Genomic DNA, 22,123 nt, shown 5'->3' with positions numbered 1-22,123 from the left:
TTCATCGTAGTGGGCATGGAAGTGTTGATACAAGAACTAAAAAAGTATAAAGGAGGAACCCTAATGATAAAGAAAAAATGGGCCTCTGCTGGGATCGCAGTATTCTTGGTTATATTCTTTCTTGGAGGGAATGCGACAGCAAAGGGTTTAGAGAATGAACAACCAGCAATGGATATTCAGGAGATCGTAGAAAACATGACGGTGGATGAAAAAGTCGGTCAAATGCTCATGCCGGATTTTCGTAATTGGAAGAAAGAAGGAGAAGGGAAGGCCACGGGGTTTATTGAAATGAACGCTGAAGTAGCAAGCATCATTAAAAAATATCATCTAGGCGGTGTAATCCTGTTTGCTGAGAATGTAATCGATACCGAACAAACGGTACGGCTAACCGATGGTTTACAGATGGCAAGCCCAGACCTTCCGCTGTTCATAACGATTGATCAGGAAGGAGGAATCGTAACTCGCCTTCAAACTGGAACGAACCTCCCTGGAAATATGGCACTTGGTGCAGCCAGAAAAGAGAGTTACGCCTATAAAACTGGAGAAATCATTGGACGGGAACTATCGTCACTCGGCATAAATGTGAATTTTGGTCCGTCTGTCGATGTCAATAATAACCCTGGAAATCCAGTTATTGGCGTTCGATCCTTCAGCTCTGATCCAGAACTTGTATCAAAACTTGGCATTCAGACAATAAAAGGATTGCAAAATCAGAATATGATAGCAACGACCAAGCACTTCCCTGGCCATGGAGATACAGCGGTCGATAGTCATTATGGTCTCCCCCTTGTTTCTCATGATAAAGAGCGGTTGCGTTCCATAGAGTTGGTTCCTTTTCAAAGAGCCATCGATGCTGGAGTGGATATGATGATGACTGCACATGTTCAATTTCCTGCATTCGATGACACTACCTATATCAGTAAAAAAGATGGACAAGAAATTATGGTTCCTGCAACGTTGTCACATAAGGTCATCACAGGTCTATTACGTGAAGAAATGGGTTTTGGCGGCGTTGTCGTTACAGATGCTCTGAATATGCAAGCCATTGCAGACAACTTCGGACAGGAAGAAGCCGTGGTCCTTGCCCTGAAATCGGGAGTCGATATTGCCTTGATGCCTGCACAAGTAAATTCGCTTCAAATGGAAAAAAATATCACCTCTGTATTCAATGCGGTGAAAGCAGCAGTGGAAAGCGGGGAGATTCCTCTAGATCAAGTGAATCAATCCGTAACGAGGATACTGGAATTAAAAAAGAAAAGAGGGATTTTAAGCCCTGATAAAACTCCAATCGATAAAAAAATCAAAACCGCGCTTCAATTGGTCGGAAATAAAGATCATTTGAAAAAAGAAAGGGAAATCGCGGAGAATGCCATCACTCTATTGAAAAATGAAGGCAGAACATTGCCGTTCAAACCTAAGAAAAATGATAAAGTTTTAGTTCTTGCTCCTTTTGATGACCAAGTTGAATCGATGAAAAGGAGCATCAGCGAATTAGCTGAGAAAAAGAAAATAAAGAAAGTGCAAGTATCGGGTATGAGTTTCTCGGAAAAATCATTTACAGATCAAGTGGCAAGACTTATTGATGAAGCAGACTTTGTCATAACTGGTTCCTATATTGTCAAAAACGATCCGGCTATCAAGGATGGTGTGATCGATGATAGCATTCAAGATCCTTCAAAGTGGGCAACAGCCTTTCCAAGAGCGGTCATGAATCATGCTAAGAAGAAAGATAAAGAATTTGTTTTAATGAGTTTAAGAAACCCTTATGACGTTGCAAACTTCGAGGAAGCGAAAGCGGTGCTTGCTGTATATGGATATAAAGGTTATTCTAATGGGCGTTATCGACAGCCCAATATTCCTGCAGGCATCTCGACGATTTTTGGAGAATCAAGACCTAAAGGCACTTTGCCCGTCGATATACCATCAGTGACTAAACCATCTGAAAGTCTTTATAAATTTGGATATGGATTAGATGTAAAATCAGGAAAGCCCATTAAAAAATAAGGGGGAAACAAATTGAAAAGAATCATGATCTTATTTACCATTTGTCTGCTTTCTTTCGGCATCGTTTCCTCAAAAAGTGTAACGGCTGTCAAAGAGAAGAAAAAACAAAAAGTCCGTACTGGAATTGAAGTCCTTTTAAAAGAAGAAAAGAACGTGTTAAGAGGAAAAAAAGTCGGATTGATTACGAATCCAACTGGCATCGATTCTAAATTAACCAGTATCGTCGATCTACTTCATGACGATCCGGATATTCAGTTGACGGCGTTATTTGGTCCAGAACATGGAGTGCGTGGAGATGCGCAAGCTGGTGCAAGTGTGGAATATTATATAGATAAAAAAACAGGGTTACCCGTTTATAGCTTATATGGTAAAACGAAAAAACCGACGCCTGAAATGTTAAAAGATGTTGAGGTCCTTGTCTTTGATATCCAGGATGTCGGAACACGCTATTACACGTATATTTACACGATGGCTTATGCAATGGAAGCAGCAAAAGAAAATGATATTCCCTTTATCGTGCTCGACCGTCCGAACCCACAAGGCGGGGAGTCGGTGGATGGACCTGTCCTTGAACCTGAATTCTCATCGTTTGTTGGCTTGTACCCAATACCGCTTAAGCATGGGATGACAGTTGGGGAACTCGCAACGTTGTTCAATAAGGAATTTAATATTGGAGCAGATCTAAAGGTCATCCAGATGAAAGGCTGGAAAAGAGATATGGATTATGACGATACGGGGCTCCCGTTTGTCATGCCATCACCGAACATGCCGACAGTTTCCACTACATTCGTATATCCCGCTACAGGATTAATTGAGGGGACGAATGTCTCGGAAGGCAGAGGCACGACAAAACCATTCGAATTGATTGGTGCGCCGTATATAAACAGCGATGAACTTGCCGCTAAATTAAATGCATTACGGTTACCTGGCGTAAAATTCAGGGCAGCCTCTTTTACACCTATGTTCTCAAAGCATGCAGGTACACTAAGCCATGGAGTGGAGATTTATGTAACGGATAGAGAGGAATTCAAGGCCGTACCTACTGGACTTCATATCATCAAGACCATTCATGATTTATATCCAGGTGATTTTGAATTCCTCAAAGCAAACAATTTCAGTCTATTGATTGGAAATGGCTGGGTAAGGTCAAGAATTGAAGATGGTTCATCCGTAAATGAAATCATGAAAGAATTTCAAGTAAAGCAGAATGCTTTTAAAAAGGTTCGCAAACATTACTTGCTCTATAAATAAAAGGTGAAAAAGGAAAAGTCGATTTGGACTTTTCTTTTTTTTGGGATCACTTGAAGGAGGAGTAATGGTTATATGTAAATTAAAATATGAATTGAAGTTCTAAAACGGAAGGAAGCGTTGTCTAATAGAATATGGGGTTTACCCTAAATCTGTAATGGTCAGGAGGAAAGCGGGATGAAAAAATATCTTCAAAAAATTGGTCGTTCTTTGATGCTTCCAGTAGCCGTATTGCCGGCAGCAGCCATCTTGATGGGGATCGGCTATTGGATAGACCCAGCAGGATGGGGAGCGGGAAGTCCGTTAGCGGCTTTCTTAATCAAAGCTGGTTCTTCCATCATTGACAATATGTCTATCCTGTTTGCAGTAGGGGTAGCATTGGGAATGTCGAAAGGTAAAGACGGATCAGCCGCATTGAGCGGGTTAGTAGCGTATCTAGTCGTAACGACATTGCTTTCTACAGAATCAGTAGCTATGCTGCAGGGAGTCGATGTTAAAGATGTTAATCCAGCGTTTGAGGAAATAGGAAATCAATTTGTCGGAATTCTCTCTGGACTTATCGCAGCTTCTATGTATAATCGGTTTAGTAAGGTCGAGCTGCCGGATGCATTCGCTTTCTTTAGTGGTAAACGGCTTGTCCCCATACTTACTGCCGTTGCTATGTTGCTGGTTTCCCTTATATTATTCTTCGTTTGGCCGCTTATCTACTCCTGGTTAGTTATATTTGGTGAAGGTATAAGTGAATTAGGTGCGGCGGGAGCGGGACTCTATGGGTTCTTCAATCGGCTGTTGATTCCAACGGGTTTACATCATGCGTTAAACTCCGTGTTCTGGTTTGATGTAATAGGACTTAATGATATCGGCAATTTCTGGGCAGGAAAGGGAATAAAAGGAACCACAGGCATGTATCAAGCGGGATTCTTTCCTGTCATGATGTTCGGTTTGCCTGCTGCGGCTCTTGCCATGTACCATTCGGCAAAAACCAAGAAGAAAAAACAAGTGGCTTCATTAATGCTCGCAGCGGGATTCGCTTCCTTTTTTACAGGCGTTACTGAACCATTGGAATTTGCCTTCATGTTTGTTGCACCTGCCCTTTTTGTGGTGCACGCCTTATTGACCGGAATTTCGTTAGCTATTGCTGCAACTTTCCATTGGACAGCAGGGTTTGGTTTTAGTGCTGGATTTATTGACTTTGTTTTGAGTTCAAGATTGCCCTTGGCAAATGAACCATATATGCTACTGCTTCAAGGCCTGGTTTTTGCTGTCATCTACTATTTCTTATTCCGCTTCTTGATCGCCAAGTTCAATTTAATGACTCCAGGTAGAGCTGATGACCCAGATGATGAGCTTGAAGGTGGAGGGGAGCATGTACAAGCGGCCAGCAGTGAAGTCGAGTCTAATGAGAGTAAATTCTTTGCTATGGCTTCTGCGATTTATGAGGGATTAGGCGGAGACGATAACGTAATATCTGTTGATAACTGCGTTACCCGTTTAAGGGTTGAAGTGGAGAATATGGGGGCTGTCGATCAGAATAAAATCAACTCGACAGGGGTTGCAGGAATTAATATCGTTGGTCCTCAAAGCATTCAAGTCATTGTAGGGACGCAGGTACAATTCATAGCTGATGAAATTGAAAAGATCCGAAGACAATAAGGTTTGGGATCAATTAAATTGTGCCTTCCAATTCTACTTATATGAAACTACTGGTTTATGAATGTAAATAGGTGGATACTCTACGATCAGTATTGTGCCTCTGTATCCTATCTGATCGTAGTGGTTTTTATGAGAAATCAAGAACTACAAATATAGAGGTGTCATATTAGGGACATATATAATATTGAAGATTTATCTATATATACACTGCTCTGAAATTAGAATAAAACGAATCGATGTTCTATAATATAATTAGGGCATTAGGTAAAGTTTATCAATGAATCTCTTCAGTCTTTCATTTGAAAGTCAGGATTTCCATATTGTCTATTGTAAATGGCTGAGATTTCCTGTAAACCCATCAACAGAAATGATCCTCAAGATTTGTTTAAGCTGTAGCTGTATACATAAATGTCAACCTCTAAGTTTAGAGCATAGGATAACCTTTTAATTGTACTACTTTTTAGTGTGGGAGGAGTGGTTCCGATCATGTATCAACAAAAAACCAAAAAAACGGACAGCAGTGTCATTGAGTTCATTGAGAGAATCGATAATCTTAAAAAGCGTGAAGATGCATATGAATTATTGGATATATTCACAAAAACGACAGGGTTTGAAGCAAAGATGTGGGGACCGAGTATCATAGGATTCGGTACCTACCATTATAAATATGAATCTGGTCACGAAGGCGATGCTCCACTAGTTGGCTTTTCACCTCGAAAAGCAAAAATAAGTTTATATTTTGCTCCGGGTGACATAAAAAGGGGAGAATTATTGCAGGCTTTTGGAAAACACACTTCCGGAAAAGCCTGTGTGTACATCAATAAAGTGGCAGATATTAACATCAATGTTTTGGAAGAATTAATTAATCAGTCTGTAAAGTTTCTGAGAGGAAAATATCCTGAAGTGTAATAAAGGTAAGTGCATGTTTTTTAGATTGAACAAGAAAGTGAGTGGGAACGAAAATGAGAAAAATTAAAGTGGGTATAGTGGGATACGGATTGTCAGGAGCTACATTTCATGCGCCTTTACTTAGTATATTAGGGCAATTTCAAATAGCGAAAGTAGTCAGTTCCAAACAGGAAAAAGTCCAAAAAGATTTGAAGGACGTGGAAGTGGTAGGGAGCTTGGATGAAATTCTTGAAGACGGATCCATTGATTTGGTGGTTATTACGACACCAAGCGGGTTGCATTTTGAAATGGCCAAACAAAGCTTGTTAGCGGGTAAACATGTCGTCTTGGAGAAACCTATGGTAGTGGAGGCCTGGGAGGCAGAAGAGCTCATTAAGCTTGCCGAGGAAAAGAAACTCCTATTAAGTGTCTATCATAACCGGAGATGGGATAATGACTTTTTGACGGTAAAAAAACTTATCAATGATGGTGTGCTTGGGGAAATCAATACATACCAAGTACATTATGATCGATTCAGGCCGGTGGTCAGGGATAGATGGAGAGAAAAGCCAGGCCCGGGATCAGGTATGTTATATGATTTAGGGTCACATCTCATCGATCAAGCCTTGAATTTGTTTGGGTTGCCGCAATTCGTATGGGCAGATGTATTTTCCCAAAAAGAGAATGCCGAAACGGATGATTATTTCCATGTGATTTTAGCATATGAAAAGCTAAGAGTAATATTGCATTCAGGCTCAATCGTTCCGGTTAATGGACCGCGCTTTCAGGTGCATGGAAGTAAAGGATCATTTATCAAGTATGGTCTTGATGGCCAAGAGGCAGCTCTAAGTGAAGGGGAAAAACCGTTGGATGACTCTTGGGGTGCAGATGATCCTGAATTTTATGGTCACTTAGTTACGATTGAAGGAGAAAATGAGACACATGAAACCATTCAAACTCAACATGGTTCTTATTTAACGTATTACCAGGAAGTTGCTGAGAGTATTTTGAATGGGAAAAAAGCTCCGGTCACTGCTCAGGAGGGCCATTCCGTCATTAGAATCATTGATGCAGCTTTTGAAAGTAGTAAAGGGAAGAAAGCCGTTTATATTAAATGAAATTCATTTTCCCCTTATAACCATATGGAATGAGAAGGACTGTATAAAAGGCGGCCTTTTCTCAATTAGAGGAAAAAGGCCTCTTTTTATTGTGGTCAATTGCACGAATTCCGGTGTATTAGGGAAAAAGCTACCAAAGAGACAATCGGAGCATTTACTCTTGAATTCGAGCGTTTCGTATGATTTTGAACAGAAGAGTTTGGAGCAAGTATTCGAGAGTTGGAAGCGTATTTGTGTATTTGTAACGTTTACTCGTGAATTTTGAGCAAATACTCTGGTATTCGAACGTTTTACTCGTGATTAAAATAGGAAAATAAACATCATAAAAAAAACCCCGAATAGTGAGCGCTATCCGGGGTTTTTCTTTATGGGGTTAAACGGATATTGCTTTCTTCAGCTCTAGGATAATGCCTTCGAATGAAGAGATCGTTTTTGCCAAGCCATGGTGATCATTAATGTAATGATTAAGAGGAAAAGGCCTAACATGAACGGATAGGTAATATGGACATCATACATCATTCCGGCAAGAGTGGGTCCAAGCACATTTCCGATGCTCATATATGCATTATTCATACCCATGGCAAAGCCCTGCTCATTACCTGCCATCTTCGAAATCAGCGTGTTCAGAACTGGACGTAAGATGGACGTGGAAAGGAAGATGATTAGTGAAATTAAAAAGAAAATCAAGTAACTTGAAGCAAAAAGTGATAGGAGGAAACCGATGGCTGCAACACTGATAAAGATATTCAACACATTAATTTCCCCGAAACGGCGTACAATCCGGTCAACGACAAACAGTTGAACGATTACGCTGACGATTCCGGTAGCTGTAACCATGACGGCGATGTCCTTAGGACTTGAATTGAATTGATTATCAAGATAAAGACCAACTACTGACTCATATGCCATTAATCCAAAGCTCATTACAAGTGTAATGATTAGTGGGATGAAATAAGGCATTTTTACAGATAAGGCAATCTTGCGAACCATCGATTCATTCTTAGCTTCCGTAGTTTGGGCAACTTGTGGCGTTTCGCTTTCTTTTAAAACAAAAATAGAAAAGACCACTGCTGATAATGATACAAGCGCAGAAATCAAAAATGGAAACTTTAAGCCAAAATCAGCTAAAAATCCACCAATCCCTGGACCGATTACAATTCCAAGTGACATGGCGGCAGATACTAAACTATTCCCTTTAGCCCGCTGATCAAATGTGGTGATATCTGCAACATAAGCAAATATTGCTGGAATAAGCAAAGCAGCTCCAATTCCACCGATTATACGAGAAGCATACAATAACCAAATGGAATTGACTGCATAAAAAATAAACATGGATAAAGTCAAACCGACCAATCCATAAATAATCATTTTTCTGCGCCCAAATTCGTCAGTCCATTTCCCCGCAATTGGCGAAAAGATAAGTTGAGCACCTGCGAAAATGGCGATCATTAGGCCGGCGGCTGTTCCGCCTTGATTAATGGAGGCAAGGTATGCAGGTAAAATGGGAATGATGATACCGAAACTTCCTATTGCTATAAACATATTGATCATGAGGATTATGATCTTTTTTCGTTGTTCTGCTGACATGGACAGCCTCTCTTTCTCTTTGGAAATCAATAACCAATTTAATTCGCATGGTTAATTTTTTGATACGTTAATTATGTTATAGTTTTAGATAGATAGTTGTCAATAAGAAAGGATTGTCAAACATGAATTCAAGTGAATTGTATAATTTACATATTGAGATCAAAGAGCTAAGTAGACTCTCACAGGAATTGGTGGAACCGTTATTGGTTAAATACGATTTGACTTCTGTACAGTTTCGCGCACTGCAATTAATAGTCTTGGACGAATCCATAGCTGCCAAAAATGTTTCGAATCATTTGAAGATCAAACCTGCTGCTGGAACTGCACTAATTGACCGGCTCGAACGGAAGAATTTGATTGAAAGGGTACATAGTGAGGATGATCGCCGGGTCGTTTACATCCAATCCACCGAAAGTGGACGAGAAACCTATCATTCCATCAATAGGTGCTTCGCCAAAATCTTTCGTGACTTTTATAGCGTCTTAAATGAAGAGGAAACCGTCCGCCTTAAACAAATCGTGGGGAAACTAACCGAACATGTGTCGTCATGTTTAGAGAATAAAATATAGTCTTACTAAAGGGCAATGGTTCCATTATAATAGAAAGAAAAAGCACCATCGTTCATCTCATCAGGTCTTTTTTTAATAAAGCAGTGAATTCTTCTCTAATCTCACTGCTTTTAGGGGGTGAATTGTCGGAATAGTCGATTAACTCTAAGCGTTTTCACTAACTTTTTGTTTTTAACCATCCCCCTCGATTTAATTCTGTTTTCGATTTTTTCCATTCACCGGTGGTCTAAAGGTCAGGTGAAACGGTCTTAGTCATCTAAGGGTTCTTTCTCGGTGACTCTCCTGATAAACGAACCAGGCAGAGGATTGCGCTTCATTTTAATAAATATAAGCAATGAAGATAATAATAGAAGGAGTTGGGTAAAATGTTTTCACCATTAACCCCCATGGATTGGAAGCGCAGGGCCGTAAAATATTATCCTCATAAAGTGGCTGTCATCGATGAAGAGAAAGAGTTTACATACAGAGAATTCGGGAAACGGGTCGATCAACTTTCCAAAGCATTACTTTCTTCAGGAATTGAAAAAGGCGACCATATTGCAGTAATGCTGCCAAATACTCATTATATGCTGGAATGTTTTTATGGCATTTGTCAGATCGGTGCGATTATGGTGCCATTGAATTACCGGCTTTCTGCTGAGGATTTGGAATATATCATTAAGCATAGCGATTCAAAAATACTAATAGTCGATGAGGAATTCACGGCTCCAATCGAGAAAATCTTGACTGAATTATCATTGGAAAAAATCATTATCGTGCCTGTTGAAGGGCATGAAAACACTTTACCTGGAATAGACTATGAGAATTTCATCCTGCATACAAATGATGGAGCTGGACTGCCAGAGGGTGAAATCGATGAAAATCAGCTTTTGACTATTAATTATACGAGCGGAACGACATCAAAACCAAAAGGGGTAATGTTGACACATCGCGGTAATTACATGAATGCTGCCAATTTCATTTATCACCTTGGATTAAAGCATGATGATGTGTACCTCCATACCCTACCAATGTTTCATGCCAATGGGTGGGGCGGTGTATGGGCGATCACGGCTGCTGGCGGGACTCATGTATGTTTAAGAAAAGTTGATCCCCCTCATATCCTCCATTTATTTGAACAGCATAATATTACATTGTTATGTGGAGCACCCACTGTCGTCAATATGCTAGTGAATGATCCTAAAGCAAAAGATACTGATATCAAGGTACGGCCACGGATGGCAACGGCAGGAGCTCCTCCAGCAGCAGCGCTTATTCATAAAGCCCAAGAAATCCTTGGTTTGAATATGATACATGTCTATGGATTAACGGAAACTTCCCCGTTTATCCTATATAACGAGTGGAACGATGAATTTGAAGCAAAATCAGCGGAAGAACAAGCCATAATAAAGGCCAGACAAGGTATTGAATTGGTTTTTAATGGGGAAACGATGGTGGTCAATCAAGGCGGGAAAGAGGTCGCTTGGGATGGGAAGGAATTAGGGGAAATCATCACTCGCGGAAATGTTGTCATGGAAGGGTATTATAAGGATCCGGAAAGGACGGCAGAAGCCATTAGGGATGGCTGGTTTTACACAGGGGATCTGGCAGTGACCCATCCTGATGGATATATTGAAATACAGGATAGGGCTAAGGATTTAATCATTTCCGGAGGAGAAAATATTTCTTCGACTGAAGTGGAAGGGGTATTGTATAAACATCCTGATGTATTGGAGGCGGCGGTTATTGCCATCCCAGACGATAAATGGGGTGAAACGCCTAAGGCAATCATTGTACTGCACCCGAAAGCGGATGTGACAGAAAATGAGATCATTACCTTTTGCCGATCGCAAATGGCTCACTTTAAAGCACCGACAATGGTTGAATTTGTAGAATCTTTACCGAAAACGGCAACAGGAAAGCTGCAAAAATATCGATTAAGGGAAATCCATTGGAAAGGATCGAAAAAGGTAAATTAAAGGCTAATGTAAAAACAGACACTATATTGCAAAAACAAAACCAAGAATGCTCAGGCTTCAGCATTCTTGGTTTTGTTTTTGTGTGTCTAATAGACTTGTATAATGAGAGTTTTTCTATATTCATGGGTACTTTGTATTCCGGGACATATTAGTTAGCACCCTTATTTGATTAAAAGGCGAAGAATGAGAACACACTAGAAGGGAAGGAATTCATTTCATTTGAATTGATATTTTTTATTAACGAAGTTCGTAAATTTAGATTAAACATTATAACGTTATATTGATTAATTTGAGGATATATGATAATCTATTTCTGTAAAGAGAATGAAATGAATCCTCACAATTCATTGGAAACGTATACAAAGCTACTTACAATCGATAGGATTTACCGAAAAGGATGAGGAAAATGACAGGTAGGTTAGTTCTGAAAAATGTAAGGATGTTAGAGGGAAATGCAGCGGATATCATATTGGAAAATGGGACGATTAAAGAAATCGCTCTGCCCGGAACTGCAACTGGAGATGAAATAATAGATTATGAGGACAAAGTTGTTGTTTCCAGCGGCTGGATTGATATGCATGTACATGCTTTCCCAGAATTTGATCCTTATGGTGATGATGTTGATGAAATTGGATATAAAACAGGTGTAACAACGATCATTGATGCAGGAAGTACCGGGGCGGACAGGATATCCGATCTTGTTAGCAGTTGTGAAAATTCAAAAACGAACGTTTTCGCCTTTCTGAATATTTCGCGGATTGGATTGAAAAGGATTGATGAGTTATCGGATATTTCATGGCTGGACGAAGCGGAATTAAGAAAGGCTATTTCCGAGCACGGTGATTTTATCGTTGGACTAAAAGCGAGAATAAGTAAAAGTGTGGTTGGTCCAAATGGTGTCGAGCCATTAAAAATCGCTAGGAAGTTCTCGGCTGATACTGGTTTACCACTAATGGTTCATATCGGTTCAGGGCCACCTGATATTAGGGAGGTCCTTGATTTACTTGAAAAACAAGACATTATTACACATTACTTAAATGGTAAAGCCAATAATTTATTTGATGAGAATGGAGAGCCCTTACCTGAGTTCAGTAAAGCGATTGAACGAGGTGTACATTTGGATGTCGGTCATGGGACAGCAAGCTTTTCTTTTCCGACTGCTGAAACGGCGAAGAAGAAGGGGATCCGCTTCAATACCATCAGTACGGATATATATCGGAGAAACCGAGTGAATGGGCCAGTTTTTAGCATGGCCAGTGTGCTTACTAAATTTTTGTATCTCGGATATCCATTAAAAGAGGTAATCGATGCAGTTACGGTTAATGCCGCAGCTTGGTTGCATAAGCCAGAGCTTGGAAGGATTGCAGTTGGGGATATTGCGAACCTGACACTATTCTCAATCGAAGATGAGTCGACCCTTTTACTGGATTCCGAAGGCGAAAAAAGAATGGCAGATAAAAGAGTTGTCGTAAAAGGAGTGGTTATAAATGGAGAGTTCATTGAATGCTAAATACGGCTTGAAAAGAGTCATCAATGCAAGCGGAAGAATGAGCATATTGGGAGTTTCTGCTCCAACTGACACGGTGATGGACGCGATGAAAAAAGGCGGACAAAATTATGTTGAAGTCTCTGATTTGGTCGATAAATCTGGTCAGCATATAGCAAATTTACTTCAATCCGAAGCAGCGGTTGTCGTAAACTCTGCATCCAGTGGAATCGCCCTATCCGTAGCAGCGATCGTGACTGAAGGGAACAGAAGGAAAAGCGAAAGACTTCATCAAGATCCTATTCAAAAAAATGAAATCATCATGTTGAAAGGCCATAACGTCCAGTATGGTGCACCGGTTGAAACCATGATTTACCTTGGTGGCGGAAAGTTGGTTGAAGTTGGGTATGCAAACGAAGGAAAAGCAGAGCATATTGCGGATGCCATTAATGAAAATACTTCCGCCATTTTATTCGTAAAATCACATCATGCCGTTCAAAAAAATATGATATCGGTCGAAGAAGCATGGGAAGTGGCCAAAACAAATAATATCCCTCTGATTGTTGATGCAGCAGCGGAGGAAGACTTGGCGAAATATGTACAATTTTCCGATCTAGCGATTTATAGTGGGTCAAAGGCCATTGAAGGACCAACATCAGGTATCGTTGCTGGCAGAAAAAAATATATTGAATGGCTAAAGGTTCAATTGCATTGTATCGGCAGGAGCATGAAGGTTGGTAAAGAAACTACCTTTGGGCTGCTTCAGGCTTTGGATGAGTATTTTGTCAAAACGGATAATAGCGAGAAAGAAAAAGCAAGTTTACAAGTGCTCACATCCCTCGATTCAATCGATGGCGTAAAAGTAACGATTGTACAAGATGAAGCGGGTCGTGCCATATATAGAGCACGTATTTCCATCGATCCTTCAATTGCGGAAACAACGGCGAAAGAAGTGAACGAGCAGCTTAGAAATGGCGATATTGCCATTTATACGCGTGATTATGGTATACGGCAAGGGTTTTTCGATATAGATCCACGTCCATTGCAAGGTGATGATATCAACGTAATTGAAGCTCAGTTAAGAACCATTTTAGGAGGAAATCAAGGATGACTAACATAAACAAACGGTTTTTGAATGATCGTGTAGCCCTTAATGTACTAGCTAATAGTGTGGAAAATGCAGTGGAAGTCTTTAAAGCAGCGGAAGGTCATGTATTGGTGGGTGTGCTTTCTAAGGATTATCCAACTGTAGAAGCTGGCGTTACAGCAATGAAAGAGTACGGGGAAGCCATTGATGAAGCAGTTTCAATTGGTTTGGGCGCTGGTGATAATAGACAGGCAGCAGTTGTCGCAGAAATTGCAAAATACTACCCTGGCAGTCATATTAATCAGGTTTTCCCAAGTGTAGGTGCTACAAGGGCCAATTTAGGTGAGAAGGATAGTTGGATAAATTCACTAGTTTCTCCAACGGGTAAAGTTGGTTATGTGAATATTTCCACTGGTCCAGTAAGTGCAGGTGCAAGTGAAACTGCCATTGTCCCTATTAAATCCGCCATAGCATTGGTTCGTGATATGGGTGGAAATGCTCTGAAATACTTCCCGATGAAAGGGCTGAAGCATGAAGATGAATATCGTGCAGTGGCAAAAGCTTGTGGCGAAGAGGGATTTGCTTTAGAACCAACTGGCGGAATCGATTTAGAAAATTTCGAAACCATTCTGGAAATAGCTTTAGAAGCAAAAGTGCCAAAAATCATTCCCCATGTCTATTCTTCCATCATCGATAACGAAACTGGAAAAACGAATGGGGAGGATGTACGAAAATTATTAGCCATAACCAAAAAATTGGTTGAAAAACATGCCTAAAAGAATTGTAGCATTCGGAGAAGTAATGATGCGTTTGCAGGTACCAGGTTATGAAATGCTAACACAGGCTAACACATTACAATACTCCTTTTCAGGCACGGGGGTAAACGTTGCTTCTGCGATGACAAAGCTTGGGCATGATGGGTATCTTGTGACAAAACTACCAGATAACCCGCTTGGGGATTCGGCGGTTTCTTCTTTGCAGCGCTTAGGGATTGGACGCGACTTCTTCTATAGAGGCGGAAAATACTTGGGGATGTACTTTTTGGAAAATGGTTTCGGACAACGGGCGAGCCGTGTCACATATTCAAATCGACTGGAAAGCAGTTTTAATACAGCGTCCTTATCCGATTATGACATGGATATGATTGCGGAAAAAACGGATATCATCCATTTTTGTGGAATCACGCTTGCGATGTCAGAAAACGTTCGAGAAAGTATGAAGGTTCTGGCTAGAAAAGTCAAAGAAAAAGGCGGTACGGTCTGTTTCGATTGCAATTACCGCCCTTCCTTATGGGAGGGAGGTTACGCTGACGCAAAGTCTCATTATGAAGAAATGCTTTACTTGGCTGATATCGTCATGATGAATGAAAAAGACGCTTTATATATTTTAGGAATGAAGTCAAAAGGCTCCACAAGAGAAGAGCAGCTTAATGAGTTAATTCCTGAAGTGGCCAAAAAATTCAATATTCAATCGATAGCAGGGACACATCGTTCGATCAACAATGATAATACCCATACATTGAGGGGATACATGCACAAGGAAGAAACATTTTACTTTTCCGATATCCTATCATTTTCCGTATATGATAGAATAGGTTCAGGCGATGCTTATACCAGCGGAATTTTACATGGCGAATTGCTGGAATATTCCCCTGAAAAGACAGTTCGCTTTGCGGCTGTATCAGGAATGCTGGCGTGTACTGTCGTTGGGGATACTCCTTTGGCAACCGAAAAGGAGATACTCTCGGCAATGGAAGGTAAAATGGAAGATATTAAGAGATAAAAGGCAGGAGATCAGGAATGAATGTGAACAGAAAAAATGGACCGATGTATTTACAGATAAAAGAAATATTGAAGGATCGTATTTTACATGGGGTTTATGCCATCGACACAAACATTCCCTCTGAGCCTCTATTGGAAGAAGAATTTAATGTAAGTAAGGTCACTGTCCGAAATGCAATAAAAGAACTCGTGCAAGAGGGTTATGTTGAAAAGAAAAGCGGCAAAGGCACTAGAGTCATAGCTAATGGTTCGATTGTCAAACTTTCAAAAGGAAAGCGTTTCACAGAGCTATTGGTGGAGGAAGGGCACTTCATGGTAAAGAAAGTGTTAAACATAAGTCAAGTTGACCTTTCTTCAGACTCTAAGCTGCATTCTTTATTTGGTGAACATTGCATACGGATCGAACGAATATATTTATTGGATAATGAACCTTATATTTACTTTACACATTATGTTTCACTTGATTTAAACCATGATGAGATACAAGAGGTCCAAATCAGTTCTTTGTACCGCTTTTTGGAAGATCAAAACGTCAAACTTGAAACATTCAGAGATGAGTTTGCCGTTGCTATCGCTTCAGATAACATTTGCGAAACACTGAAAATCGAAAACAATAGCCCGGTACTAAAAAGGATTCGGATTTCCAGTGATGGGGACGGAAATGTCATGGAATATAGTGAAGGATATTATAACACGGCCAAACAGAACTACATTGTGACATATAACGAGCCGGTACAATAATCGATTTATTGTATGGTTCAATTGTAAGCGATTTCTTGAAGGTGGGAAGAACATATGGAGCTATATTTATTAGGAATCACGCTGTTAGCAATCGTCATTGTTATTTTGGGGGTATCATGGTGGAAATGGCATGCATTCATAAGCTTGACTGTAGCCAGTTTATTTTTAGCTGTGTTTTCCGGTCTGCCTATGGACAAAATTGTAGGAGCTTATGAAACCGGTGTCGGAGCTGTCCTTGGTCACCTTATTGGCATCTTGGCCTTAGGGACCATTTTAGGGAAGATGATGTCCGACTCAGGTGCTGGTATGCAGGTCGCTGACTTCTTCATTCATAAATTCGGAGTGAAAAATCTGCCATGGGCCATGCTTCTTTCTGGTTTCATCATCGGTATACCGGTATTTTTTGAAGTTGGTTTAGTCATATTGCTGCCTTTGGTCATTTCCATTCGTAAGTCAACCAAAGTGAACATCTTATTAATCGGAATACCAGTACTTGCCGGTTTATCGATCGTGCATGGGCTGGTACCACCGCATCCGGGAGCCATGACAGCAATAGGTATCTATAATGCAAACATGGGTCACGTACTTCTTTACTCCTTGATCATCGCATTCCCTACAGCTGTAATTGCAGGACCTTTATTCGCAAAATGGATTCATAAACGGGTCATTCCTGTTGGGGAACCTGAATTAATCAGAGTGGAAACAAAGTCAAGTGGATTACCAGGAACAGGAATTTCGTTCTTTATCATCCTTCTGCCTGTATTGTTAATGGTCTTAACTGTAGTGGCGCCTTATCTGCCACTACCGGGTTCCATTGAAAAGTTCTTATTATTTATCGGCAGCCCAGTGATCGCCTTATTAATTTCTTGTTTTGCAGCTTACTATTTCTTGGGCTACCGACAAGGTATGGACAAATCACTTATTAAAAAGTTAACGGAAGAATGCTTATTGCCATTAGCTTCCATAATCCTTATTATCGGTGCTGGTGGCGGATTCAAGCAAATTTTAATTGACAGTGGTGTAGGGACTGCAATCGCTTCCATGTCTGAAGAAATATCATTATCACCAATCGTCCTAGCATTCTTGGTGGCCGGATTGATCCGGATTGCCACTGGTTCTGCAACCGTCGCTTTGACCACAGCAGCTGGGATCGTTTCACCGGTCGTTGCCAATATGACTGGTGTTAACTTAGAATTACTTGTTATTGCTACGGGAGCCGGTTCCCTTATGTTTTCTCATGTTAATGACGCCGGTTTCTGGTTAGTGAAAGAATATATGGGATTAACTGTTAAAGAAACATTCAAAACATGGACAGTCATGGAAACTTTACTTTCTTTTGTGGCATTCGGCCTTGTTTTAATATTGGACATATTCATTTAGTGAGTATAAGGAAATATTGCAATTGCCAAAGCAAGCTTCCGTGAAATGTCATTGGTGACATTTCACGGGGGCTTTTCAATTTGAAAAATATAAGTGATGGTTCCTTGCTAGTAAATGAAAAGGATTGAATATCTATAACAGTCCGATGCAACTGGCCAGTAACAAATTTTCTCGAAGTGGTAGCCCCATTACAGGGGTATTAAGTATTATCCAGAATATGTTTGTTTAGCACCTCGAAGATATAAGTCCTGACAGAGACTTTTATATTGAAGGATTGACAGCTTTCCGTTTACATATTCTTTCTGAATATAATCCAACAATTCATTGGCATGATTAGGCTTTTGACGTTTTTCCTGGATATAATGGAGTATTAAAACTTCTATAGTCACACACTCACCTTACTTGACTAGTATTTTTTTCATTAACAATATAACACGGGTATTCAAGTAATTATCATTTTTTGAATATTTTAACTATCGACATTTTTATACAAATAAAGAAATGGTTTGAGGGGGACAAACTATTTTCGGCGAATGAGAAAAGAGGTATACCGATAGGGATGAGCTCTTTTTACTCTGCATATCCCTTTAATTAACCTGCTTGATGTTTTCAAGATGATCGAATGAATGGGGGGCTGATGGAAAAATGGTTATAAACGTTAATCTTTATCCAAAAGAAGGTGAAAAAGCCCCTGAGAATTCAAGGGCTGAAAATTCTAACAATGATATAAACCCATGTTCACACTGATTTTACATGGAGCCTACAATCTCACTTCATACTTGGATTTTTTGTTCAGGCAAAGGCGATAAAGATAGTTCTGCCGCTTCTTTTTTTATGGAGAATATATATGCTCCTAAACCTAAGATGGATGCGAAAATCAGCATGGCAATCGATGTACTGAAGTCCCCTCCAGATAAGTCGCGAAGCCAGCCCATAATATAGCTGGAAAAGCCGCCCATGATATTCGTGAATCCTAACAGACCCGCAGCCCGTCCGGCCGTTTCGGGTGTTGAGTATTTTACCATGAGCATATTACTTAGGTGGAATACACCGCCTTGACATCCCATTGCCAGTCCCATACATACCCCGGCCATAATAGGATTGGGGATGAAGACTGCTACTGTTAAAAAGACAGCTGTCAATGAAAATAGAATCGAGGCCATCAAACTCGGACGCCTCGTTTTGTCGGCGAGATAACCGCATGCCACGACAAATCCTAAAGCAAATAACCAAGACAGGGAAGTAATGCTTGACATCCCTTCCTTTTCAAACCCTTTCGCTTCAATAAGATAGGTAGGGAGCCAAATGCTGATGCCGAAAAAAAGGAATGAACATACGAGCATGCCGAACCAGACTATCCAGAAACGATAATCCTGAGCGAAGCTTTTATTCTCAGAAGCATTGCTTTCATTCTCTTGGTCATATGTTTGGCGAATGAATGCCAATTCTTCCTTACTGATTCGGGGGTGCTCTTCAGGTGTATTTCTAGTCATGAAGATGAACATAGGGATATTAATAAATAAGTTGAAGGCTGCAAGCATAAAGAAAGCGGCTTGCCAGTGGAGTAAAGATATTACGAGAACTAATAAAACGGCTCCAATCGCCGGACCTAAATAGTTTCCGGTAAGCCATGATGCCTGGGCCTTACCTAATTCGCGTTTATTAAACCAGTTGGATATGAATTTCCCGGATACAGGGATCATCATCCCTTCACCAAAACCAAGAATGATCCTGCTTAATAAAAACACTTCATATGAATTTGCCAGGCCAGACGTAATCATGGTAATTGTCCAGACGAATAAACCGGCGATGGCTGTTTTTCGAGCACCTAATTTATCGATGATGAAGCCCCAAAAAAGATTGGACACTCCATAAGCTATGGTGAAAACAAATGAAAGAAGACCAATTTTTGCATTTTTGTCATCGCCTGTTATACCGAGTGCGTTCAAGAATTCTGGATCAGTTTGAATGATGGAAATGCCAACCTTATCAATTTGTCCGAAAAACCAAAAGAAAAAAATGGGAACGGCAATATACAACCATCTTTTTTGCCCATTTAACATAATACCATCTCCTTGTCAATTGTTAGCATTACTTAAAACACACTTAACACTCACCAGTGAAAATAAGTAATTTCGGTTTACCCACTTAAAATAAAGAAAACTACTATTGATGAATTCACTTTAAGGAACAATATCCCACCTTTCTTCAAAAAAATGACAAATGAATATGCATGAGTAGTGTTTTGCTAGGAAAACATAGTTTTACTTTATTAACGATAAAATAAATAGATTTGATTGTCAATTTAATATTTTGATAATTTTTTATATTTAGAATAATAAACGATGATGAATCATTTTTCATTGTATCCTGTATGCAGAAATCTTTTTGGAGAATCAGATGAAGGACCTAATCAAGATTTGATTTTTTGTGTAAAAAAAAATAATTCATATTAAATTATTAAAAATTCCGACTTATTGATATTGAATTTAAAATCAGAAAAATCTATAATTCAGGTATAATGTTTTATATGTGAAATACTTATTATGGAAAATTACAAGGTGTAAATGACGGACCATATGAGTGATCTTTTTTATTTTTTATTTGCATATGGGGTGATCAATTCTATCGGTACGTCAATGAAGGTGGACCGTTCGAATAGTTTTATATATGTAAATATGATTTAATTAATAAACACATAAACTATTTATCCATGAAGAGAAAAGGATTGTGAGGTTGGAAAGGATGCCAATTAGTCAATTAAAAGAATGCTCGATACACTATCGGGAATCGGGAGAAGGTAAAGCTCTCGTTATCCTGCATGGTTTAGGGAATAATTCTCAATCATGGAGTCAACAGCTCAGTCAGATGAATGAAGAATTTAGAGTAATTGCTTGGGACGCACCAGGGTACGGGGAAAGCTCCGATCCTAAAGCAGAATTTCACGAATTTTCACAGTTTGCGGATGTTTTGAAAGAATTTCTTGATAGTCTTGATTTGCAATCCGTTTACCTGCTCGGTCATTCGATGGGCTCGGCAATCGCTATTGATTTTACAAGCCGTTTTCCGGAAATGGTTGATGCCTTGATCATTTCCGATGCGACACGTGGGGCAGCTGGTGTTAGCCCAGAAGAAAATAAGCGAAAACTTCAGAATAGATTACAGTCCATCGATACGTTAAAACCAAGTGAACTTGCAAAAAAAAGAGTGAAAGCGCTAGTGTCGCCAAATGCTTCTGCAGAGGTGGTGAAGGAAGCTGAGCGCATCATGTCGCAAGTGCGTCCTGCTGGATATCGTTCTGTCTCTTACTCTTTATCAAATTTAAACCAAATGAATATCCTTTCTTCCATTACTGTTCCGACATTGGTGATGTGTGGTGAACTGGATCAGGTCACACCTGTGAGTGAATCAAGAATTTTTCATGACTTGATTTCGAATTCCGAATTTGTCATCGTACCGAATGCCGGCCATTTATGCTATCAGGAGGATCCAAGGGTGTTCAATGAATTGGTTACACAGTTTTTACAGAGACAACAGATTGGCCAAAAATGAAGCAAGCAAGATACAAAACATTTACTAAGTAACTTACAGGCTAAGTTGTACATATACTGCAGTTTTTTTCTTTCAAGGTGTCAATTTTGATACAGTCAGCTTAACTGAATAGTTTTTTTACAACGGGAGGAATACTTGAATGGCAAGCGAAGAAAAAGAGAAATACAGTGCGAATTCATTGGTAAGAGGATTGGAAATCATTAAGCTCTTTAATGAACTACAACCGAGTTTATCGCTTTCAGAAATTGCAAAACAACTGGGAGTAAGCAGAACAGTACCCTATCGATTATTATTTACATTACAAAATATTGGATATCTGTCACAGGATGAACATACAAAACGTTATAGTTTAACCCCTAAAGTCCTTGAATTGGGTTTCAGTTATTTGTATAGCTTGAAATTCCAGGAAATAGTCCAGCCTTATATGGAGGCCCTTCGTGATGAAATCGGAGCCTCCTGCCATCTGTCCATTTTGGATGGGCAGGAAGTTGTGTATGTAGGAAGTGCCCCTATCAGAGGGGTATCCGCCGTCAATGTAAACATAGGTTTACGACTGCCAGCACATGCGTTGGCCAATGGGAAATTACTTTTGGCTTATCAGCCGAAAGAAATGCTTATGCAAATGTTCAAAATCTCAAACCTCACTCCATATACAGATAAAACCCTTACCACGCCGGGTGAGTTTCAAAAACAGTTGGAATCCATTCGGGAAAATGGTTATTCAATGACAAGCGGGGAATTTCACCCAGGGATCCGTTCCGTTGCCGCTCCAATTTTTGACCGGGCTGGAAAAGTATTAGCTGCCTTGAATGTCGTGGCAACAGAGTCGGCTTACCAGGAAGATTTCATCGATAAAATCGCCTTGCCGAAACTGTTGGAGGTATCTCGTCAGTTATCCGTTTATATGGGATATAGTGGAGCTAAGCCGTTTCAACATGAAGATTTCTTATAATGATTGAGTGTCAATATGAAAAATGAAATTTTGAAAGTGTGGATACCCTTATAGGGTATTCACACTTTTTTTGTCGTTTAGGAAATGAACTATTCGGTTGAGATGTTTCAAGTTAATCC

At 39.9% G+C, this 22,123-nt stretch carries 18 protein-coding genes; 15 read left to right on the top strand and 3 right to left on the bottom strand.

Annotated features, from left to right (window positions below):
- Window positions 1-63: 63 nt before the first annotated feature.
- The 5 genes from ACQKMH_RS10765 to ACQKMH_RS10745 all read left to right on the top strand — a co-directional run bounded on the left by ACQKMH_RS10765 (window position 64) and on the right by ACQKMH_RS10745 (window position 6,911).
- Complete coding sequence (locus ACQKMH_RS10765) at window positions 64-2,004, top strand: glycoside hydrolase family 3 N-terminal domain-containing protein (protein ID WP_427587371.1); 1,941 nt, start codon at window positions 64-66, stop codon at window positions 2,002-2,004.
- A gap of 12 nt (window positions 2,005-2,016) precedes the next feature.
- Window positions 2,017-3,255 (top strand): exo-beta-N-acetylmuramidase NamZ family protein, encoded by a 1,239-nt coding sequence (locus tag ACQKMH_RS10760; RefSeq protein ID WP_427587370.1) that lies wholly within the window; start codon window positions 2,017-2,019, stop codon window positions 3,253-3,255.
- 174 nt (window positions 3,256-3,429) lie between these two features.
- Complete coding sequence (gene nagE / locus ACQKMH_RS10755) at window positions 3,430-4,905, top strand: N-acetylglucosamine-specific PTS transporter subunit IIBC (protein ID WP_427587369.1); 1,476 nt, start codon at window positions 3,430-3,432, stop codon at window positions 4,903-4,905.
- Window positions 4,906-5,391: 486 nt separating this feature from the next.
- Complete coding sequence (locus ACQKMH_RS10750) at window positions 5,392-5,814, top strand: DUF1801 domain-containing protein (RefSeq protein ID WP_427587368.1); 423 nt, start codon at window positions 5,392-5,394, stop codon at window positions 5,812-5,814.
- A gap of 53 nt (window positions 5,815-5,867) precedes the next feature.
- Complete coding sequence (locus tag ACQKMH_RS10745; RefSeq protein WP_427587367.1) at window positions 5,868-6,911, top strand: oxidoreductase; 1,044 nt, start codon at window positions 5,868-5,870, stop codon at window positions 6,909-6,911.
- Between the two features lie 399 nt (window positions 6,912-7,310).
- On the opposite strand, the gene ACQKMH_RS10740 is transcribed toward ACQKMH_RS10745, so the two are convergent.
- Window positions 7,311-8,498 (bottom strand): MFS transporter, encoded by a 1,188-nt coding sequence (locus tag ACQKMH_RS10740; RefSeq protein WP_427587366.1) that lies wholly within the window; start codon window positions 8,496-8,498, stop codon window positions 7,311-7,313.
- Window positions 8,499-8,620: 122 nt separating this feature from the next.
- On the opposite strand from ACQKMH_RS10740, the gene ACQKMH_RS10735 reads away from it, so the two are divergent.
- The 8 genes from ACQKMH_RS10735 to ACQKMH_RS10700 all read left to right on the top strand — a co-directional run bounded on the left by ACQKMH_RS10735 (window position 8,621) and on the right by ACQKMH_RS10700 (window position 17,500).
- The gene (locus ACQKMH_RS10735; RefSeq protein ID WP_427587365.1) at window positions 8,621-9,067 is read left to right on the top strand and encodes a MarR family winged helix-turn-helix transcriptional regulator; all 447 of its coding nucleotides are present in this window, start codon (window positions 8,621-8,623) and stop codon (window positions 9,065-9,067) included.
- Between the two features lie 365 nt (window positions 9,068-9,432).
- Window positions 9,433-11,025, top strand: a complete 1,593-nt coding sequence (locus ACQKMH_RS10730) for a long-chain-fatty-acid--CoA ligase (RefSeq protein WP_427587364.1) — start codon at window positions 9,433-9,435, stop codon at window positions 11,023-11,025.
- A 406-nt stretch (window positions 11,026-11,431) separates the two neighbouring features.
- Complete coding sequence (locus ACQKMH_RS10725) at window positions 11,432-12,535, top strand: amidohydrolase/deacetylase family metallohydrolase (RefSeq protein ID WP_427587363.1); 1,104 nt, start codon at window positions 11,432-11,434, stop codon at window positions 12,533-12,535.
- Complete coding sequence (locus tag ACQKMH_RS10720) at window positions 12,513-13,622, top strand: DgaE family pyridoxal phosphate-dependent ammonia lyase (protein WP_427587361.1); 1,110 nt, start codon at window positions 12,513-12,515, stop codon at window positions 13,620-13,622. The genes ACQKMH_RS10725 and ACQKMH_RS10720 overlap by 23 nt, the downstream gene beginning before the upstream one ends.
- Window positions 13,619-14,374 (top strand): 2-dehydro-3-deoxy-phosphogluconate aldolase, encoded by a 756-nt coding sequence (dagF, locus tag ACQKMH_RS10715; RefSeq protein ID WP_427587360.1) that lies wholly within the window; start codon window positions 13,619-13,621, stop codon window positions 14,372-14,374. The genes ACQKMH_RS10720 and dagF overlap by 4 nt, the downstream gene beginning before the upstream one ends.
- Entirely contained in the window at window positions 14,367-15,380 is a 1,014-nt protein-coding gene (locus tag ACQKMH_RS10710; RefSeq protein WP_427587359.1) for a sugar kinase, read from the top strand. The genes dagF and ACQKMH_RS10710 overlap by 8 nt, the downstream gene beginning before the upstream one ends.
- A gap of 17 nt (window positions 15,381-15,397) precedes the next feature.
- Window positions 15,398-16,120, top strand: a complete 723-nt coding sequence (locus ACQKMH_RS10705; protein WP_427587358.1) for a GntR family transcriptional regulator — start codon at window positions 15,398-15,400, stop codon at window positions 16,118-16,120.
- A gap of 54 nt (window positions 16,121-16,174) precedes the next feature.
- Window positions 16,175-17,500: a gluconate:H+ symporter gene (locus tag ACQKMH_RS10700; RefSeq protein ID WP_427587357.1), complete on the top strand. Its 1,326-nt coding sequence runs from the start codon at window positions 16,175-16,177 to the stop codon at window positions 17,498-17,500.
- Between the two features lie 206 nt (window positions 17,501-17,706).
- On the opposite strand, the gene yppF is transcribed toward ACQKMH_RS10700, so the two are convergent.
- Both yppF and ACQKMH_RS10690 read right to left on the bottom strand, forming a co-directional pair.
- Window positions 17,707-17,889 carry a YppF family protein gene (gene yppF, locus ACQKMH_RS10695; RefSeq protein ID WP_427587356.1) on the bottom strand — a complete coding sequence of 61 codons (183 nt, stop codon included), beginning with the start codon at window positions 17,887-17,889 and terminating at the stop codon, window positions 17,707-17,709.
- Between the two features lie 384 nt (window positions 17,890-18,273).
- Window positions 18,274-19,563, bottom strand: coding sequence for an MFS transporter (locus ACQKMH_RS10690; RefSeq protein ID WP_427587355.1), 1,290 nt, complete (start codon window positions 19,561-19,563; stop codon window positions 18,274-18,276).
- A gap of 682 nt (window positions 19,564-20,245) precedes the next feature.
- Between ACQKMH_RS10690 and ACQKMH_RS10685 the strand changes: the two genes are divergently transcribed.
- Together ACQKMH_RS10685 and ACQKMH_RS10680 are read left to right on the top strand one after the other, a co-directional pair.
- Window positions 20,246-21,052: an alpha/beta fold hydrolase gene (locus ACQKMH_RS10685; RefSeq protein ID WP_427587354.1), complete on the top strand. Its 807-nt coding sequence runs from the start codon at window positions 20,246-20,248 to the stop codon at window positions 21,050-21,052.
- Window positions 21,053-21,191: 139 nt separating this feature from the next.
- The gene (locus ACQKMH_RS10680) at window positions 21,192-22,004 is read left to right on the top strand and encodes an IclR family transcriptional regulator (protein WP_427587353.1); all 813 of its coding nucleotides are present in this window, start codon (window positions 21,192-21,194) and stop codon (window positions 22,002-22,004) included.
- The last annotated feature ends 119 nt before the right edge of the window (window positions 22,005-22,123 follow it).

The organism is Peribacillus sp. NPDC097895, assembly GCF_050277555.1.
Classification (GTDB): domain Bacteria; phylum Bacillota; class Bacilli; order Bacillales; family DSM-1321; genus Peribacillus.
Note: the sequence above shows the minus strand (reverse complement) of the source record. Positions and strands in the feature narration are given on the sequence as shown.

Excerpts from the sequence above, each read along its gene's own strand:
- ACQKMH_RS10765 (WP_427587371.1), top strand. The coding sequence starts at position 64 with ATGATAAAGAAAAAATGGGCCTCTGCTGGGATCGCAGTATTCTTGGTT.
- nagE (WP_427587369.1), top strand. The coding sequence starts at position 3,430 with ATGAAAAAATATCTTCAAAAAATTGGTCGTTCTTTGATGCTTCCAGTA.
- ACQKMH_RS10750 (WP_427587368.1), top strand. The coding sequence starts at position 5,392 with ATGTATCAACAAAAAACCAAAAAAACGGACAGCAGTGTCATTGAGTTC.
- ACQKMH_RS10745 (WP_427587367.1), top strand. The coding sequence starts at position 5,868 with ATGAGAAAAATTAAAGTGGGTATAGTGGGATACGGATTGTCAGGAGCT.
- ACQKMH_RS10740 (WP_427587366.1), bottom strand. The coding sequence starts at position 8,498 with ATGTCAGCAGAACAACGAAAAAAGATCATAATCCTCATGATCAATATG.
- ACQKMH_RS10735 (WP_427587365.1), top strand. The coding sequence starts at position 8,621 with ATGAATTCAAGTGAATTGTATAATTTACATATTGAGATCAAAGAGCTA.
- ACQKMH_RS10730 (WP_427587364.1), top strand. The coding sequence starts at position 9,433 with ATGTTTTCACCATTAACCCCCATGGATTGGAAGCGCAGGGCCGTAAAA.
- ACQKMH_RS10725 (WP_427587363.1), top strand. The coding sequence starts at position 11,432 with ATGACAGGTAGGTTAGTTCTGAAAAATGTAAGGATGTTAGAGGGAAAT.
- ACQKMH_RS10720 (WP_427587361.1), top strand. The coding sequence starts at position 12,513 with ATGGAGAGTTCATTGAATGCTAAATACGGCTTGAAAAGAGTCATCAAT.
- dagF (WP_427587360.1), top strand. The coding sequence starts at position 13,619 with ATGACTAACATAAACAAACGGTTTTTGAATGATCGTGTAGCCCTTAAT.
- ACQKMH_RS10710 (WP_427587359.1), top strand. The coding sequence starts at position 14,367 with ATGCCTAAAAGAATTGTAGCATTCGGAGAAGTAATGATGCGTTTGCAG.
- ACQKMH_RS10705 (WP_427587358.1), top strand. The coding sequence starts at position 15,398 with ATGAATGTGAACAGAAAAAATGGACCGATGTATTTACAGATAAAAGAA.
- ACQKMH_RS10700 (WP_427587357.1), top strand. The coding sequence starts at position 16,175 with ATGGAGCTATATTTATTAGGAATCACGCTGTTAGCAATCGTCATTGTT.
- ACQKMH_RS10690 (WP_427587355.1), bottom strand. The coding sequence starts at position 19,563 with ATGTTAAATGGGCAAAAAAGATGGTTGTATATTGCCGTTCCCATTTTT.
- ACQKMH_RS10685 (WP_427587354.1), top strand. The coding sequence starts at position 20,246 with ATGCCAATTAGTCAATTAAAAGAATGCTCGATACACTATCGGGAATCG.
- ACQKMH_RS10680 (WP_427587353.1), top strand. The coding sequence starts at position 21,192 with ATGGCAAGCGAAGAAAAAGAGAAATACAGTGCGAATTCATTGGTAAGA.